The 15,758-nt window shown below is 64.8% G+C and carries 12 protein-coding genes; 9 read left to right on the top strand and 3 right to left on the bottom strand.

What is annotated here, in order from left to right:
• Positions 1–156 precede the first annotated feature (156 nt).
• A complete protein-coding gene (locus tag KIH79_RS03865) occupies positions 157–1,272 on the bottom strand; it encodes an FAD:protein FMN transferase (protein WP_219058205.1) in 1,116 nt (371 codons plus the stop codon).
• A gap of 384 nt (positions 1,273–1,656) precedes the next feature.
• Between KIH79_RS03865 and KIH79_RS03860 the strand changes: the two genes are divergently transcribed.
• From KIH79_RS03860 to KIH79_RS03850, 3 genes are all read left to right on the top strand, one after another.
• The gene (locus KIH79_RS03860; RefSeq protein ID WP_219058204.1) at positions 1,657–2,943 is read left to right on the top strand and encodes an adenylosuccinate synthase; all 1,287 of its coding nucleotides are present in this window, start codon (positions 1,657–1,659) and stop codon (positions 2,941–2,943) included.
• A 154-nt stretch (positions 2,944–3,097) separates the two neighbouring features.
• Positions 3,098–4,378 carry a fluoride efflux transporter FluC gene (locus KIH79_RS03855; RefSeq protein WP_219058203.1) on the top strand — a complete coding sequence of 427 codons (1,281 nt, stop codon included), beginning with the start codon at positions 3,098–3,100 and terminating at the stop codon, positions 4,376–4,378.
• Complete coding sequence (locus KIH79_RS03850) at positions 4,375–4,758, top strand: fluoride efflux transporter FluC (protein WP_219058202.1); 384 nt, start codon at positions 4,375–4,377, stop codon at positions 4,756–4,758. Before KIH79_RS03855 ends, KIH79_RS03850 begins: the two co-directional genes overlap by 4 nt.
• Before the next feature lie 122 nt (positions 4,759–4,880).
• Here KIH79_RS03850 and KIH79_RS03845 read toward each other — a convergent pair whose 3' ends face one another.
• Together KIH79_RS03845 and KIH79_RS03840 are read right to left on the bottom strand one after the other, a co-directional pair.
• Complete coding sequence (locus tag KIH79_RS03845; RefSeq protein ID WP_219058201.1) at positions 4,881–6,155, bottom strand: sensor histidine kinase; 1,275 nt, start codon at positions 6,153–6,155, stop codon at positions 4,881–4,883.
• Positions 6,098–6,805, bottom strand: a complete 708-nt coding sequence (locus KIH79_RS03840) for a response regulator transcription factor (RefSeq protein ID WP_219058200.1) — start codon at positions 6,803–6,805, stop codon at positions 6,098–6,100. Before KIH79_RS03840 ends, KIH79_RS03845 begins: the two co-directional genes overlap by 58 nt.
• Positions 6,806–7,008: 203 nt before the next feature.
• Here KIH79_RS03840 and KIH79_RS03835 point away from each other — a divergent pair, with 203 nt between their 5' ends.
• The 6 genes from KIH79_RS03835 to KIH79_RS03810 all read left to right on the top strand — a co-directional run bounded on the left by KIH79_RS03835 (position 7,009) and on the right by KIH79_RS03810 (position 15,528).
• Complete coding sequence (locus tag KIH79_RS03835) at positions 7,009–8,607, top strand: ATP-binding cassette domain-containing protein (protein ID WP_219058199.1); 1,599 nt, start codon at positions 7,009–7,011, stop codon at positions 8,605–8,607.
• 573 nt (positions 8,608–9,180) lie between these two features.
• The gene (locus tag KIH79_RS03830; RefSeq protein WP_219058198.1) at positions 9,181–10,671 is read left to right on the top strand and encodes an ABC transporter permease subunit; all 1,491 of its coding nucleotides are present in this window, start codon (positions 9,181–9,183) and stop codon (positions 10,669–10,671) included.
• A 6-nt stretch (positions 10,672–10,677) separates the two neighbouring features.
• Entirely contained in the window at positions 10,678–11,661 is a 984-nt protein-coding gene (locus KIH79_RS03825; RefSeq protein ID WP_219058197.1) for a branched-chain amino acid ABC transporter permease, read from the top strand.
• A gap of 4 nt (positions 11,662–11,665) precedes the next feature.
• Complete coding sequence (locus KIH79_RS03820) at positions 11,666–12,775, top strand: ABC transporter ATP-binding protein (protein ID WP_236023587.1); 1,110 nt, start codon at positions 11,666–11,668, stop codon at positions 12,773–12,775.
• Positions 12,772–13,605, top strand: a complete 834-nt coding sequence (locus tag KIH79_RS03815; RefSeq protein ID WP_236023586.1) for an ABC transporter ATP-binding protein — start codon at positions 12,772–12,774, stop codon at positions 13,603–13,605. The genes KIH79_RS03820 and KIH79_RS03815 overlap by 4 nt, the downstream gene beginning before the upstream one ends.
• A gap of 627 nt (positions 13,606–14,232) precedes the next feature.
• On the top strand, positions 14,233–15,528 hold the full coding sequence (locus KIH79_RS03810; protein ID WP_219058235.1) for an ABC transporter substrate-binding protein: 1,296 nt from the start codon (positions 14,233–14,235) through the stop codon (positions 15,526–15,528).
• The last annotated feature ends 230 nt before the right edge of the window (positions 15,529–15,758 follow it).

Genomic DNA, 15,758 nt, shown 5'->3' with positions numbered 1-15,758 from the left:
GACTCCTCGGTCGACGTACCTTCGTACGCCTTCCCTCGGTGCGCCTAGAGGCCGCACGCGTCAGCTGGTTCGCTTTCTCTGGCTGATGAGTTCATCGGCAATCGCGCTGTGCGTGACCGGACATGGTGTCGGTCGCGCGCAGCGCGGTTGCTTGTGTTATTGGCGCGTGAAGAAGGTGCTGGGGAAGGCGCGGGATGCGGCGAGGGTGCGGTCGGCGTGGAGGATCGCGCAGTCGAAGGCGCGGGGGAAGCGGGCAGCTAGACGATTCGGGTCGGCGACGAACAGGGCCGTCGCCAGCCCGTCGGCCAGTGCGGCGGGGTACGCGCGTGCGTCGAAGTCGCGACTGTCGATTGACGGGACGGCGCCGCTGCCGGCGCGGCTTGACGCGCTCGCGGCCGTGCGGCGCTCGTTGTCAGAAAGATTGACTGACACCCACGTGGCGGCGACGTCGCGCACGGGTAGTCCGTCGATGGCGTTGAGCAGATGATGGACTATCGTATTGGTTCCCGGAACGCCGCCGTTTTCCGGGTGTTTTTCCCAGCGCCGGCGGCTGGGCGCGCTCGCGCAGAACGCGCCGGACGATACGCTCGCCGTGCCGATCGCGCGTGACGTGTCGGCGGGGTCCTCCAGCGCGATCGTGATCGGCTGCGACGATTGGATCAGCAGGTCGCCGCCCGCGTCGATCACGAACTCCTCGGCTGCTGTTGCGATGAAACGCGCAGCCAGCAGATCGACGAGATATCCCTTGCCGCACGCGCCGAAGTCGAGATGCACGGGTCGATGCGTGATCAGCGTCGTACCGGTCACGCCGGTTCGGCCTGTCGTGCCGACCATGCCGTCAGCGTCGGTCGTGGACCGCCGCTCGACGTCGCCATGCCACGTCGGCCGGCCGTGAATCGCGCCGAGCCGGCCGTCTGCGCCGGGTTCGACCGTGAACGCATAGTCCGCGCCGTAGCCGAGACGGATCAGATCCTCCCCGACGCACGGGTCGATCGCGCCGTTCGTCGCGTCGCACAACGCGTCGTACAGATCGAACAATGCGCTGGTCCACGCGGGAAAGTCGAACGCGCCGCCGTGCTCGGCCCGGCCCATCGCGGCAACCGTCGAATCATTGCGGAATCGCGACAGCGTGCGTTCGTAGTCGTCGATGAACGACGACATGGTCGCGCGCAGATCGTCGCCGATCGGATGCGACGTCCGCACGATCATCCCCGTGCCCAACGCGCGTGGAAACGCCGTCACGTACGGCATGCGTTCGTTCAACTCGCTCATGCCGCCCATCGTAGCGGCTGTTTCACACGATCATTCGCACGATCATCGTGCGCGCCTGTTCTTCGCGGCCGTTTCACATAACGCAGTGTTTCACGTGAAACTCACGCGTGAAACCACAACCGTGAAACGCGCGTGAGAGGACAGCGCGACCATGCGCCATGCGAGAGGGGCGAGCGTGAATGGCGTGCGCAGGCGGGGTGCGACCCCGTTGGCCGTCTGTCGGTCACGCGGATAACCGCTGTCCGTGAATGGCGTGCGAAGGCGGGGTGCGACCGCGAGAGCTATCCGCCATGCGGGCGGGAACGGGGGAATTGTCCCGCCGGGGTAGAGGGCGTAGGGTAACCTAATCGACGGCGGAAATTGGCGATGTGGCGGAGGTAAGTTATGCCTGGAATCGTGTTGATCGGCGCTCAGTGGGGCGACGAAGGCAAGGGTAAGGCTACCGATCTGATCGGTACGAAGGTCGATTATGTCGCGCGTTTCAACGGCGGCAACAACGCGGGCCACAGCGTGGTCGTCGGCAACGAGTCGTACGCGCTGCACCTGCTGCCGTCCGGCATCATCAGCCCGAACGTCACCCCGGTGATCGGCAACGGCGTCGTCGTTGATCCGGAAGTCCTGTTCGAGGAGATCGACGGCCTGCAGTCGCGCGGCGTCGACTGCTCGCGCCTGCTCGTCTCCGAGGCGGCGCACGTCATCGCGCCGTACCATCGCGTGCTCGACAAGGTCACCGAACGCTTCCTCGGCAAGCACAAGATCGGCACCACCGGCCGCGGCATCGGCCCGGCCTACGCCGACAAGATCAACCGCGTCGGCATCCGCGTGCACGACCTGTTCAACGCCGACCACCTGCACGACAAGGTCGAGGCCAGCCTGCACCAGAAGAACCAGATCCTGGTCAAGCTGTACAACCGCCGCGCCATCGACGTGGACCAGACTACCGACGAGCTGCTCAAGCTCGGCGAGCGTCTCAAGCCGTACGTCGCGAACACCGGCCTGATCCTCAACAAGGCGCTCGACGAGGGCAAGACCGTCCTGTTCGAGGGCGCGCAGGCCACCATGCTCGACGTGGACCACGGCACGTACCCGTTCGTCACGTCCTCCAACCCGACCGCGGGCGGCGCGTGCACCGGCACCGGCGTCGGCCCGACCAAGATCAACCGCGTGATCGGCGTCGCCAAGGCGTACGTGACGCGCGTGGGCGAAGGCCCGTTCCCGACCGAACTGTTCGACGAGTCCGGCGACTGGCTGCGCGCGCAGGGCCACGAGTACGGCGTGACCACCGGCCGTCCGCGCCGCTGCGGCTGGTTCGACGCGGTCGTCAACCGCTACGCGAGCCAGGTCAACGGCCTGACCGACATCGTGCTCACCAAGCTCGACGTGCTCACCGGTCTCAAGGAGATCCCGATCTGCGTCGCGTACGACGTGGACGGCGAGCGTTTCGACGACATGCCGACCGATCAGGCCGCGTTCGCCGTCGCCAAGCCGATCTACGAGATGATGCCGGGCTGGAGCGAGGACATTTCGTCCGTGCATGACTTCAACAACCTGCCGGCCACCTGCCAGGCGTACGTCAAGCGCCTCGAGGAGCTGTCGAACTGCCGCATCTCCGCGATCGGCACCGGCCCGCAGCGCGACCACATCATCTCCGTCCACTCGCTGATCGACTGACGGACGCATTGACGGCCGGCCGGATGCCAAGGTTGCTTCGGGCCGGCCGTTCTGTTATTGTCCTGCGCGTTGTCGCTCGCGCCTGCCGCGAGTGATGCGTGCGTGGTACGAGTGCTGAAGTGCCGATGACTGTGACGTTGGGGGAGAGATTGACATGTCCGAGGAAGACGTTCCGTCGCTGGAACTGCCGATTCTGAACACGGCGGTGCCGCCGAAACTGTCCGATATACCGCTGCCGCCGGATGCGGTCGCGGTCGTCGACGATGCCGCGGTCGCGCACGCCGTGGCCGAGACGGATGTTGCCGATGATGCTGCGCATGACGGTGTTGCGCATGATGTTGCCGACGATTTGACGACATCGTTGGCATCGAACGATGTTACGCCAACGTTTGCCGCCGCGGATGACGTTGCCGACGATTCGGTCGACAAGTCGTCCGACGAATCGGTCGCGGATCCGTCCGATGATCAGTCCGAGCCGCTTGCCCCGCCGGCCACGCCGCTCGCCAAGCTGGCGTCGAACGACATCGACCCGCCCACCATGGAAATGTCTGCGGCAAAAATCAACGCCGCGTCCGGCCGCCCGATCGCGGCATTGTTCGGCGAAGGCCAGCCCACGCCGCCGAAAATCCCGCTCGCGCCCATGAAGCGCATGCAGGCGCGGTTCAATCCGCTCGCCGACGGCATGATCTACCTTGTCGTCTTCCTCGGCGGCTTCGTCGGCACCGGCCTGCGCTACGGCCTGAACCTGGCCCTGCCGAATCCGATCGCGGCGGACGGCTTCTTCAGCGCGTTCCACCCGTCCACGTTCATCGCGAACATGTGCGCCTGCTTCATCTTCGCGGCGCTCAGCGCCTACATGTCGCAGGCGTCGTGGATCCGCAAGCGTGCGCGCGAACTGACCAGCCGCGGCGTCGGCATGGGCATGTGCGGCGGCTTCTCCACGCTGTCCGCCATGGCGATCGAGGACCTGACCTCGCTGCAGGCCAGCGAGATCGGTGGATTCGCGTTCTACACGCTGCTCAGCTTCGCGTGCGGCCTGTTCGTCGCGTGGGGCGGCACGATGCTCGCCCTGCGCGCGGCCGAGAAGCACTCGCGCAAGGCGATCCACGATGCGATCGATCGCGGCGACGGCGCTAATGTCGCACGTTCGCAGGCGCCGGCCGGCGACTACGGTCAGCCGGTCGCGCGCGACGGTGTGCGCACCGCCGTATCGTCGAACGGCACGGCGTCGAACGGCCAGTCCGCGGCGTCGCACGACGGCAACGGCGGCGCCGCGCCGTCGGGCGGCCCGACCGTCGTGCGCGCCGACGGCACCACGGTCCAACTGGACGCGCTGACCGCGTCCAAGCTCGTGCCGTCGTTCGAACCCGATCCGGTGACCGACGAAATCCCGATGGTCGCCGATCCGCTGCGAGGGGAGGCCCGCGAACAATGAGCGCATTCACCACATTCCTCTTGGTTGCCGCGTGCGGCGGCCTGGGCGCCGTAACCCGCTTCGTGCTCAACACGTCCATCCAACGCCTGTGGAACAACGCGTTCCCGCTCTCCACGTTCGTGATCAACGTGATCGCCACGTTCTGCGCGGGCATTGCCGCGGCCGCCTACGCCTACCAGACCGTCGACCACGGCACCTACCTGCTGTTCGTCACCGGCTTCCTCGGCGGTTTCTCCACGTTCTCCACGGCGATCAACGAGATGGTCTCGCTCGCCCGCAAGGAGCGCTTCGGTATGGCCGCGGCCTACTGCGCCGCCACGATCGTCGTTCCGCTCATCTGCGTGACGCTCGGCTGGCTGTGCATCGCCGCCGCCCAGTAATGGGCGCGGCAATGGCGGAATTTCAAGGGGTGTTGTGGCGGGGATCGCCGTCTACTTGATGCGGGTGCAGACAACTGCAGGATAGGGCTGACAACAGGCCGAGGACCAATACGAACGGCAAGTCAGAGAGCGGACGCCCGCAGCGGTATCGTGGCCGACACGAACCAGGAGCCGTCCATGATGCTGTGTCTCAGCTGACCGCCCAGCCGCGCAATGACCTCGGCATGGGATGCCAGTCCGGTGCCTCCGGACCATGCCTGACCGTCATCCCCAAGCTCGTTGGTCTGTGTAATGAACACTGCGTCGTCGGTCACGCGGATGTCCATATACCATGTGCCTCCGGGGCGCCTGCCATGCCGCACGACGTTCGCAAACAGCTCGCCTACCAGCGCATTCGCCTCGATCGCTCCGACGCTGGAAGACCGGCTCTCCGGGATGGAACCGTCGATGTGTGCCTCACCATGGAAGCCAAGATTGTCCAGCATTCCGCGCCCACGATCCACGGTCGCCCGCAGACCCATCGGTTCGTCACCTGGCTCATCACCAGCCCCGGCGGCATCCTGGGGCGAGGCCTCGGCATTGCGCATCATGCGAATGATCCGATGCACGTCGTCCAGGCCACGCATGGCCTGATCGTGGATGTCGGCAAGCAACGCACTGTCCGTGTCGCGCCGATCGTCACCGGCCCTGTGCCCGTCCGGACGTTCGGTACGCAACGCGATATACGACAACGTGCCGCTCAACGAGTCATGGATACGCCGGGACAATGCGAACCGTTCGCGCAACCGCTCGGTCTCCGCCTGCTGTGCACGCAGACGTTCTGCCTCGCGTTCGGCCTTCATCGCATGGTCCTTGACGCGCAAGGCGTAGGCGACCACCATCGGTATCGCGTAGAACACCGCCTGGTTGAACATCAGGGCAATGCCGTCGAGGCCGGGGAACGCCTCGAAGGCGCTGCCGATCACCGCCAGCGCATAACACGACCAGCGCCAGCGGGGCTCGGACGTGATGGCCACGTTGAGCAAGGCGGCCATCACGCTCATATGAAACATGCCGGAACTCAGCCATGGCACCGCCGACGTCATCGCGAACAGCAGGCATATGGACAGTGAGCCGGGCCTCGGAAACGCCGCAGACAAGGCCAATGCGGCGACCATCAACCCGCACAGCCACCATGGCACCGTGTCGGCGCCGTAGACCGCCATGCCGGAGGGCCATTCCATCATGTCGACCGCGGCTGCGACCAGACACAGCACCGCCGGCAGCGGACGGGCCATCCAAGCGGACATCTTGTCGGTCAGGATACGCAGACGTTTGCGCCAATGCGCCGGCTCCGCGTTCATGACACCGTTGCGTCTGACACCGTTGTGCACGACACCGTTTTGATCTGCATCCATCGCACCGCCGCCTGACTGAGGTTCGAGGAACCGAGCTTCTTCTTGGCATGGGCCACATGGGTGCGCACCGTCGCCGAGGCGATGCCCAGCAGCCCGGCGATCTGCTCCGACGTGTACCCGCCGATGCACAGGTCCATGACCGTGGCCTCCTGAAACGACAGCGGACCGTAATGCGGGCCATCTCCTGATGACAATCGGCCGTATGCCACGGCCGGGGCATCGAACCGGACGGCGCCGACCGGCTTCATCACGCCGCCGTTCGCGACCAGTCCGATGGCCTGTTCGATGGCGGTCAGGTCCGATTTGCCGACCAGTCCCTGTACCCCGGCCTCCGCCGCGGCCGCAAGATACGTCCCCGGCTCGAACGAGGTGATGGCGAGGATCGGCATGACGGCATTGCGTGAACGGATCACGGCGCATGCCTGCACACCGCTGATGCCTTCGAGCGACATGTCCATGATGAGTAGATCCGGACAGTCGTCGTTTCTGCCGCAACGCCCGATGGCCTGTTCTCCCTGTGACGCACACCAGATCACGTGATACCCGGGCATGTTCCGTTCGATGACCTGACGCAGGAACGCGCGCGTCATCGCATCGTTGTCGACAATGCCGATGCACCGGTCCTGCGCGGCTCCGCTTCCGCTCTCCATAGGCTCACTTCCCGTCATCAACAAACGATGATGATACTACGGCCATTCCGGGAGTGTTCCTCCGAACATGGGGAACATGAGAAGGAACGCACAGACAGAACGTGTGGGGAACCCCATCCGCGATACGGTGACAAGCGAAGCGCAAGGAGCATTGCATGCATCTCATGACCATGACGGAAGCTGCATCATCAAAGACTCGGAAGATGTCGGCAGGGCTGCCTCACCGCGTGCGGCTGGGACTGCGGGTCGCATTGTTCACGCTGTTGATGGTGGTCGGCGGGTTCGACGGCGTGGTGCTCGCGCAGGCGATCTCCACACTGCCCCGGTTCGTCGCGGGCTCGTCCGTCCAGTCCATGATCGCGTTCGGCGTCGGCTATCTGCTGGCGTTCTGCGCGATCTGGTCGTGCGAGCAGCTGGCGGTCATGGTGGAGAACGTGATCGTGAGGGATCTGCTGATCGACCGCAAGCGGCGCTATATCGAGGCGAAGCTGCGGTACGTGTCTTCGGATAAAGCGTCGCAGGTCGTCTCGAAGATCAACAACGATTTCGCGCTGTACCGGGACAACTATCTCAAGGCCGTGTTCACGGTGGCCGTGGACCTGACCATGGGAACGGTCTCCATGGTGTACATGCTGTGGCTCAACGCGCCGCTGGCCGTACTGTTCATCCTGTTCTCGCTGCTGCCGATGGCCGCGCCGAAGCTGTTCGCGTCGGCGCTGCGCAGGTCGAGCGAGGCCTGGTCCGTGGACACTGAACGGTTCAACCAGTCGCTGTCCGACGCGTTCGATGCGCGGCACGGACTGTACACGAACGGTGCGTTCGCCACGGTACTCGCCTATATGGAACGCCGGCTGCGCAGGTCGGAGTCGTCGATGTGCACGATGAGCAATCGGCAGGGACTGGCCGGCGTCGCGATGGTGGTGCTGTCGGCGTTGGCGTATCTGGTGCCGATCACGATCGGCCTGCTGATGATGCATGCCGGATGGCCGATCACCGGCGCCTCGCTGGTCGCCATGTTCATGGCGAGCGACCGCGTGTCGGGCCCGTTCCGCGCCGCGGCGGAACATTGCAATGAGATCGCCACTACGAAGACGATCCGCGGGCAGATTCGTCGTGCGCTGCACGGCGAGATGCCGACTGCGCCCGAAGTGACGCGTATGGAACTGCACGCCAATGACACGGACGGCTGGTCCGCGATCGCGTTCGACGTCCCGGCCGTGCGTCACGCCGACGCGACGTTGCTGCCCGCGCAGCGCATCGACGTCCGTGCGGGCGAGAAGATCGCGTTGGTGGGACCGTCTGGCATCGGCAAGTCCTCGTTGCTCGACACGATCCAAGGGTATGTGGACGGCCGTGACATCAGCGTCGGCGACGATCTGTCACGTCACGTGGGATTCATCGAACAGCGTCCGTTCGTCTTCGACGACGACGTGCGATTCAATCTCACGTTCGGCGAACCGTTCGACGACGCGCGACTGCTCGACGTGCTGGGCAAAGTGGGGCTCGCCGGCGAACTCGGCGATGACCCGCTGTCCTACGCGTGCGGAGAGCACGGCTCGAAGCTGTCCGGCGGGCAGGTGCAACGCATCGAGATAGCGCGCACCCTGCTGCGCGGCAAACGCATCCTGCTCGCGGACGAGCCGACCTCCTCCCTCGACCCGGACAATGCCGAACGCATCGTCTCACTGCTGCTGTCGTTGCCGGTCACGCTGATCATGGCTACGCATGACACGCAGTACACCCGCGATTTCGACCGGGTTCTCGAAATCACGCCCGACCATCGCCTTATCGCCAAGCACTGACCGTCGAATGCGAGGTTCCAACTGTTGCTCTACGTTGACCGCTCTCAGCGGAGCAAAACAGATAGTCTTCCGTCGGATCACCCCGCTGAGCCCACTCTCAGCGTGGCAGCCCGTTGATGTTCCAACCGTTTTGCTACGTTGACCGCTCTCAGCGGAGCAAAACGGATAGTCCTTCTCCGTATTGCCACCCTTGCGTGCCTCTGTCCGTGGCATTGTGCTGACGTTCTAACTGATTCGCTACGCTGAGCGGCTCCAGCGCAGCAATTCGGTTAGATCATCGTCGGATTACCTCGCTGACTTTCCTTCAGCGTGGTGAATTGCCGATGTTCCGACCGTTTCGCCACGCAGACGCAGGCCGTGCGCAAGCCTGCGTGCCGCCGGTATGAGAATGATGGGAAGGATGCGTTGGTTCTGCGATATCGCGCGTGGAACAAGGGGGTGAACGCATGAATTCGCAGGGTTTTACGCGGGGGTAATACGGGCCCGGATGCGGTAACGGGCGGGAAACCTGAGTGCAACCGTTGGACGCACTTTGTCTCTTAGGTTGAAGGCAATCTAAGAGAAGGACGAGATATGACAGCCGCAACCATCCGGTGTCGGCGTCATCGTTCGGTATTGCCCCCGCTGACCGCATTGGCCACCGCTCTCATCGCAATACTGATGACGCTGACCATCAGCCAACCCACGCCCGCCATCGCGGCCGAATCGGTCGCCACCTGCAACCCGACCGCCCAGAACGGCTGCGTCAACGGTATTCTGCAGGACGCGTCCAAGAAGCCGATCGCCGGCGTGACCGTCACGCTGTCCGGCGCCGAATCGGCGACCACACAAACCGACGCGAACGGCAAATGGGCGTTCAGCGTCACCGCCGACGGCACGTACACGGTCACGATCGACGAATCCGTCGCCAAAGAGCACGGGCTCGGCACGAACACGGCCGACGTGGAGATCGTCAAGAACAGTTTCGACAAGCAGCGCGGCGTCGTGCGATTCGATCAGAGCGCAGGATCGACGGGCGGTTCGTCCGGCTCGTCGAACGGTTCGTCCGGCACGTCGAGCGGGTCGTCGACCGGCGATGACGGCGGCACGGCCGGTACGAACGGCACGTCCGGCGCACGCGGTTCGTCATCCGCGAACGATGCCGCCGCTGCGACCGACAAGCTGAGCGCCACGCTCGCGAACATCGGCGCGCGATTCTGGCAGCAGCTCTACTCCGGCGTGATCTTCGGCCTCATGCTCGGCCTCATGTCCGTCGGCATGAACCTCGTGTACGGCACCACGCGGCTCAGCTCGTTCTCGCACGGCGAGCAGGTCACGCTCGGCGGCCTCATGGCCTACGTGGGCACGCAGCTGCTGCACTGGCCACTCGTCGTCTCCGCCGTGTTTGCCGTCGCGGTCGGCGCGCTCACCGGCTGGATCCAAAACGAACTCGTGTGGGCGCCCCTGCGGCGCAAGCACGTCGGCCCCATGCAGCAGATGATAGTCACGATCGGCCTGTCGATGGCCCTGCAATACCTGTTCCAGTTCTTCTTCGGCGGCGACATCAAAGGCATCACCAAATCCGTGCCCGACAGCTTCGCGCTCGGACCGATCACCACCGACGCGCCCACGCTCGTCTCCGCCGGGCTCGCGATCGTCGTGATCGTCGGCATCACGCTGTTCCTGTACAAGACGCGCCTCGGCCGCGCCACGCGAGCCGTCTCCGACAACGCGGCGCTCGCCGCGGCGTCCGGCATCAACGTCGAACAGGTCGTGCGGATCGTCTGGATCCTCTCCTGCGCGATGGCAGCGTTGTCAGGCGTGCTGCTCGGCATCTACCTCAACGGCATCTCATGGAACACCGGCGCGACCCTGCTGCTGCTCATGTTCGCAGCCGTCACGCTCGGCGGCCTCGGCACCGCGAACGGCGCGCTCGTCGGATCGCTCATCATCGGCATCGTCGCGGACATGAGTTCGCTCGTCATCCCCAACGACATGCGCTACGCCAGCGCGCTCGCAATCCTTATCATCGTCCTGCTCGTCAGACCGCAGGGCATTTTCGGCAAAGCGCAGAGAGTGGGCTGAAACATCATGGACATCCTAACGATCATCTCAAACGCGGCCGGCGAACTCATCGCGCCGACCACCGCCGCATACGTGCTCGCCGCCATCGGCCTCAACATCCACTTCGGCATGACCGGACTCATGAACATGGGCCAGGCCGGATTCATGCTCCTCGGTGCATACGGTTTCGCCGTCACGCAGTCGATGGGCGCGAACCTGTTCGCCTCCATCTGCGCGGCCGTCGCGCTCGCCGTCATCTACGCGCTGCTGCTCGGCATCCCCACGCTCAAACTCGGCCCGGACTATCTGTCGATGGTTACGTTGGCAGCGGCTGAAATCATTCGCATCATCGGCCGTTCCACATCCATGACGAACCTGACCGGCGGCTCGGCCGGCATCTCGCCGCAGGACTTCACCACGCAGTTCGAGAGTCTTTCCCCGCTGCCGGACGGTTCGACCACGTTCCTGCTGTGGACGTACAGCAACAACATCGCGAACTCGTGGTGGCTGCGCATCGTCGCATGGGCGCTTGTGATCGTCGCCACGCTGCTCGTGTGGCGCTGGTTCCACTCGCCGTGGGGCCGCGTGCTCAAGGGCATCCGCGAAGACGAAAACGCGATCCGCTCGCTCGGCAAGAACGTGACCAAGTACAAGATGGAATCGCTGATTCTGGGCGGCATCTTCGGCGCGTTCGCAGGCATCATCTTCGTGCTGCCGCGTTCGGTGCAGCCGGATTCGCTCGGCCGCACGGTCACGTTCTACACGTGGACGATCCTGCTGTTGGGCGGCGCGGCCACGATTTTCGGCCCGATCCTCGGCTCGTGCCTGCTGTGGGTGCTGCTCACGTTCGTCAAGGAGACGATGCGCGGCACGATCCCGGAAACGCTGATCTCGTCGAATCAGGTGGAGGCGCTCGGCTGGGTGATCGTGGGCGTCGCGCTCATGTGCCTGGTGATATTCAGACCACAGGGACTGCTCGGAGACAGGAAGGAGCTGGCGTTCAATGCGTAGGACAATGCGTACGAATAATGACGCCGCGCGCGGCGGCGTGCGTGACACGGAGCGTGACGATGTGCGTGACGGGGCGCGTGACGGCGCGCGTGACGCGGACGCCGCGAACGTTGCGGACGCGAAGGAAACCGTGGCCGGCGTGACGCCGACCAACCTGCCCTCCGGCGACGACCGCCCCGGCAAGCCGTTCCACGACCTCGCCAAATGGGCCACCAAAGCCCCCGAAGGCGAGAAGCTCATCTCCACCGCCTACGGCGACAAGGTGAGCGAGGACCTGCGGTTCGTCAAGAACGAGCCCGGCGTGCACAAGCCCGACCCGATCCTCGTGGCCGATAAGGTGACGCGCAAATTCGGCGGCATGACCGCCGTGAACGTCGACCACTTCGAAATCGAACGGCACGGCATCACCGCGCTCATCGGCCCGAACGGCGCCGGCAAAACCACGTTCTTCAACCTCATGACCGGCTTCGACACCCCGAACACCGGCTCGTGGACCTTCGACGGGCACGACCTCGAACACGTGCGCCCCGAACGGGTGGCGCGCATGGGCATGGTCCGCACGTTCCAGCTCACCAAGGTGATGAGCCGGCTCACCGTGCTCGACAACATGCTGCTCGGCGCGCCCGTGCAGCCCGGCGAAGGCATGTTCCGCGCGCTCGTGCCCGGACTGTGGCGGAAGCAGGAGGCCGCGAACCGCGAGAAGGCCGAGGCGCTGCTCGAACGCTTCCTGCTCATCAAGAAGAAGGACGACTTCGCCGGCGCGCTCTCCGGCGGCCAGCGCAAACTGCTCGAAATGGCCCGCGCGCTCATGTCCGACCCGCAGCTGGTCATGCTCGACGAGCCGATGGCCGGCGTCAATCCGGCGCTCAAGCAGTCGCTGCTCGACCACATCATGGCGCTGCGCGAGGAAGGCACCACCGTGCTGTTCGTCGAACACGACATCAACATGGTCCGGCACATCGCCGACTGGGTGACCGTGATGGCCGAAGGGCGCATCGTCGCCGAAGGCCAGCCGAAGAGCGTGATGAACGATCCCGCCGTGATCGACGCGTACCTCGGCGCGCACGCGAACATCGACCTCGGCGACGACTCGGTATTGGAGGGACTCGAATGACTGACACTGCAATCGCAGCGGGCTCGTCCGCCACCGCACCGGCGGCAGACGCCCGCCCGCGTTCGGAAATCCACGTCGGCGAGCCGGCCGGCGAACCGCTGCTCGACGCAGTCGACCTCGTCGCCGGTTACCTGCCCGGCGTGAACATCCTCAACGGAGCGTCCCTCACCCTGCACAAGGGCGAAATCGTCGGCATCATCGGTCCGAACGGCGCCGGCAAATCGACGCTGCTCAAATCACTGTTCGGCCTCGTGCACATCCACTCCGGCAAGCTCACGCTCGACGGGCGCGATATTACCAACCTGCGCGCCGACAAGCTCGTCTCGCTTGGCGTCGGCTTCGTGCCGCAAACCGAAAACGTGTTCCCGTCGCTCACCATCGCCGAAAACATGCACATGGGCGCGTATCAGGCGCCCAGCAAATTCGACGAGCGCTTCGACTACGTGTGCTCGATCTTTCCCAAGCTCGGCGCCCGCCGCAACCAGCTCGCCGGATCGCTCTCCGGCGGCGAACGGCAGATGGTCGCCATGGCCCGCGCGCTCATGATGCAGCCGTCCGTGCTTCTGCTCGACGAGCCGAGCGCCGGCCTCTCGCCGATGCTGCAGGACGAGACGTTCATCCGCGTGCGGCAGGTCAACAAGGCCGGCGTCTCCGTGATCATCGTCGAACAGAACGCCCGCCGCTGCCTGCAGATCTGCGACCGCGGCTACGTCCTCGACCAAGGCCGCAACGCCTACTCGGGCCGCGGGCGCGACCTGCTCAACGACCCCAAGGTCATCTCCCTGTATTTGGGCAATCTGGAAGAAGAAGTCCAGGAAGAAGGCAAGTGACGGCGCGTTATCTGCGTTGCTCCTCGGTCGCCGTGCTGAGCACGGCTTCCCTCGGTGCGCCTTGATACCGCGCGCGTCACCTGCCTTCTTACAGAAAGCAAATAAACGATCGGGCGGAATTCGCAGCACCGTGGCCTCAAAGCGATGCACATCGCAGGAATCGCCGGGTGAAACGAACGGATCCGCAGCATGGCGAAGTGTGCAAAACCGCATGTTTCCAACGGTTTTCGGGCGTCACCGGCCGGTTACACAAGAGGACCGAAACCGAATCAACCACCCCGTACAGTCAATCGCAAGATTCGAGAACGAACAACAGAAGCGTCTCGCATCCCGCATCACCGCCCGAACCGGACGTCCGCAGCAATCGCAGGAACCGCCGCAATCCCGCATCCAACGGGGTCGCCGGAACCGGACCTACCCGACCCAATCGACTCAGCCGCTCCAATCGGCACAGCCGAACCCATATCGCCACGGACATCCGCATCAGGGAACAAGAGAGAGGAACAGGTGATTCGTATGAACAGCACCATCAGCAACAACGGCAGTGACCGCATGCGCAGCATCGGCGGCGACGCCGGCCGAGATTACGGCAACGGTATCCTCGGCAACGGCCGCGGCAGCCGTGGCATGCGCAGCACCGGCCGAAGAAACATGGCCACGATCGTCACCGCGGCGCTCGCGGCCGGCGTGCTCGCACTCTCCGGCTGCGGCTCGTCAAACGCAACGGCCAAGGACGGCAGTTCGTCCGGCACGTCCGGATCAACGTCGACATCCTCGTCGTCCGGCACGTTCACCGCCGCCGGCCTGTTCCCGCAGACCGGTTCCATGGCATACATCGGCCCGTCCAACGTCGCCTCGCTCAAGCTTGCCGCCAAGGACATCAACGCGGCCGGCGGCGTGCTCGGCAAGGATATCCAAACCGTCACGGCCGACACGTCCGACGCGGACCACGCCGACCAGAATTCGTCCGCCGCGCAATCCGTGCTGTCGAAGAGCCCGTCCGTCGTGATCGGCCCGCCGTCCAGCTCCGTGGTCAAGAACTCGTACAAGCAGGTCATCGCGGCCGGCGTGCCGATGATCTCGAACGGCGCTACGTCCACCGCGTTCAGCGGACTCGACGATCTGTTCTTCCGCACGATCCCGCCGGACACCGTGCAGGGAGCTGTGGTCGGCCAGATCATCGCGCAGGACGGCGTGCAGAATCTCGCGATCGCCGTGTTCAACGACGAGTACGGCACGTCGCTGCGTGACGTGGTCGTCAAAACCGTCAAGGACGCCGGCCTGAACGTCGTCTACGGTGAGAAGGACACGTTCGACCCGACCGAAACGAACTTCTCGTCGATCGCGACGGCGATCAAGGCCGCCAAGCCGGACGCCGTGCTCGTCATCGCGTTCGACCAGACCAAGTCGCTCGTCAAGGCACTCAAGAGCGCCGGCATCGACACGCACAAGCTGTACATGACCGACGGCAACACGGTCGACCATTCCGCCGACTTCGACGCGGGCCTGCTCGAGGGTTCGACCGGCACCATCCCGGGCGCGCACCCGACCGAGGAGTTCCAGAGCAAGGTCAAGGAGATCGACCCGAAGGTCGTGGACTTCACGTACGCGGCCGAAACGTACGACGCGACCGTGCTGGCGGCGCTCGCCGCGCAGAAGGGCGGCGCGACCGACGGGGCGACCGTGGCGAAGAACCTGCCTGCCGTCTCCGGCGTGAACGGCGGCGAGGAATGCTCGTCGTACGCGGACTGCCTGGCGCTGCTCAAGGACGGCAAGGACATCAAGTACAAGGGACAGGCCGGCATCGGCCCGTTCAACGACGACCACGACCCGTCCACCGCGGCGATCGGCGTGTACAAGTTCGACAAGGACAACAAGCCGGTGTTCGACCACGCGCAGGAAGGCGCGGTCCCGACCAAGTGACCGGCTGCCGTCCACGACCGCATGCCGGCAACCGTGGCAACGCTGTTTGGATGGCATGACAGGCCGTCACGACCGTCATGACAGGCCGTCACGAAAAGGCCGTGTGTATGTGTCTCCCGCGAGTGGGGCACATACACACGGCCTTTTTGCCGGCCCGAAGCGACCGTATGTATGCGCCTCCCACGAATGGGCCGCATACTTACGGTCTTTTCCCCTGCCCGGAACGGCAG

Origin of the sequence: Bifidobacterium miconis (genome assembly GCF_019331735.1) — a bacterium.
GTDB classification, from domain to species: domain Bacteria; phylum Actinomycetota; class Actinomycetes; order Actinomycetales; family Bifidobacteriaceae; genus Bifidobacterium; species Bifidobacterium miconis.
This window is presented reverse-complemented; position numbering and strand designations above follow the sequence as displayed.

Bases quoted from the DNA above. Each gene is read 5' to 3' on its own strand.
- KIH79_RS03815 (WP_236023586.1), top strand. From the start codon at position 12,772: ATGACTGACACTGCAATCGCAGCGGGCTCGTCCGCCACCGCACCGGCG.
- KIH79_RS03860 (WP_219058204.1), top strand. From the start codon at position 1,657: ATGCCTGGAATCGTGTTGATCGGCGCTCAGTGGGGCGACGAAGGCAAG.
- KIH79_RS03825 (WP_219058197.1), top strand. From the start codon at position 10,678: ATGGACATCCTAACGATCATCTCAAACGCGGCCGGCGAACTCATCGCG.
- KIH79_RS03830 (WP_219058198.1), top strand. From the start codon at position 9,181: ATGACAGCCGCAACCATCCGGTGTCGGCGTCATCGTTCGGTATTGCCC.
- KIH79_RS03855 (WP_219058203.1), top strand. From the start codon at position 3,098: ATGTCCGAGGAAGACGTTCCGTCGCTGGAACTGCCGATTCTGAACACG.
- KIH79_RS03840 (WP_219058200.1), bottom strand. From the start codon at position 6,805: ATGGAGAGCGGAAGCGGAGCCGCGCAGGACCGGTGCATCGGCATTGTC.
- KIH79_RS03820 (WP_236023587.1), top strand. From the start codon at position 11,666: ATGCGTACGAATAATGACGCCGCGCGCGGCGGCGTGCGTGACACGGAG.
- KIH79_RS03810 (WP_219058235.1), top strand. From the start codon at position 14,233: ATGCGCAGCACCGGCCGAAGAAACATGGCCACGATCGTCACCGCGGCG.
- KIH79_RS03850 (WP_219058202.1), top strand. From the start codon at position 4,375: ATGAGCGCATTCACCACATTCCTCTTGGTTGCCGCGTGCGGCGGCCTG.
- KIH79_RS03845 (WP_219058201.1), bottom strand. From the start codon at position 6,155: ATGGATGCAGATCAAAACGGTGTCGTGCACAACGGTGTCAGACGCAAC.
- KIH79_RS03835 (WP_219058199.1), top strand. From the start codon at position 7,009: ATGTCGGCAGGGCTGCCTCACCGCGTGCGGCTGGGACTGCGGGTCGCA.
- KIH79_RS03865 (WP_219058205.1), bottom strand. From the start codon at position 1,272: ATGAGCGAGTTGAACGAACGCATGCCGTACGTGACGGCGTTTCCACGC.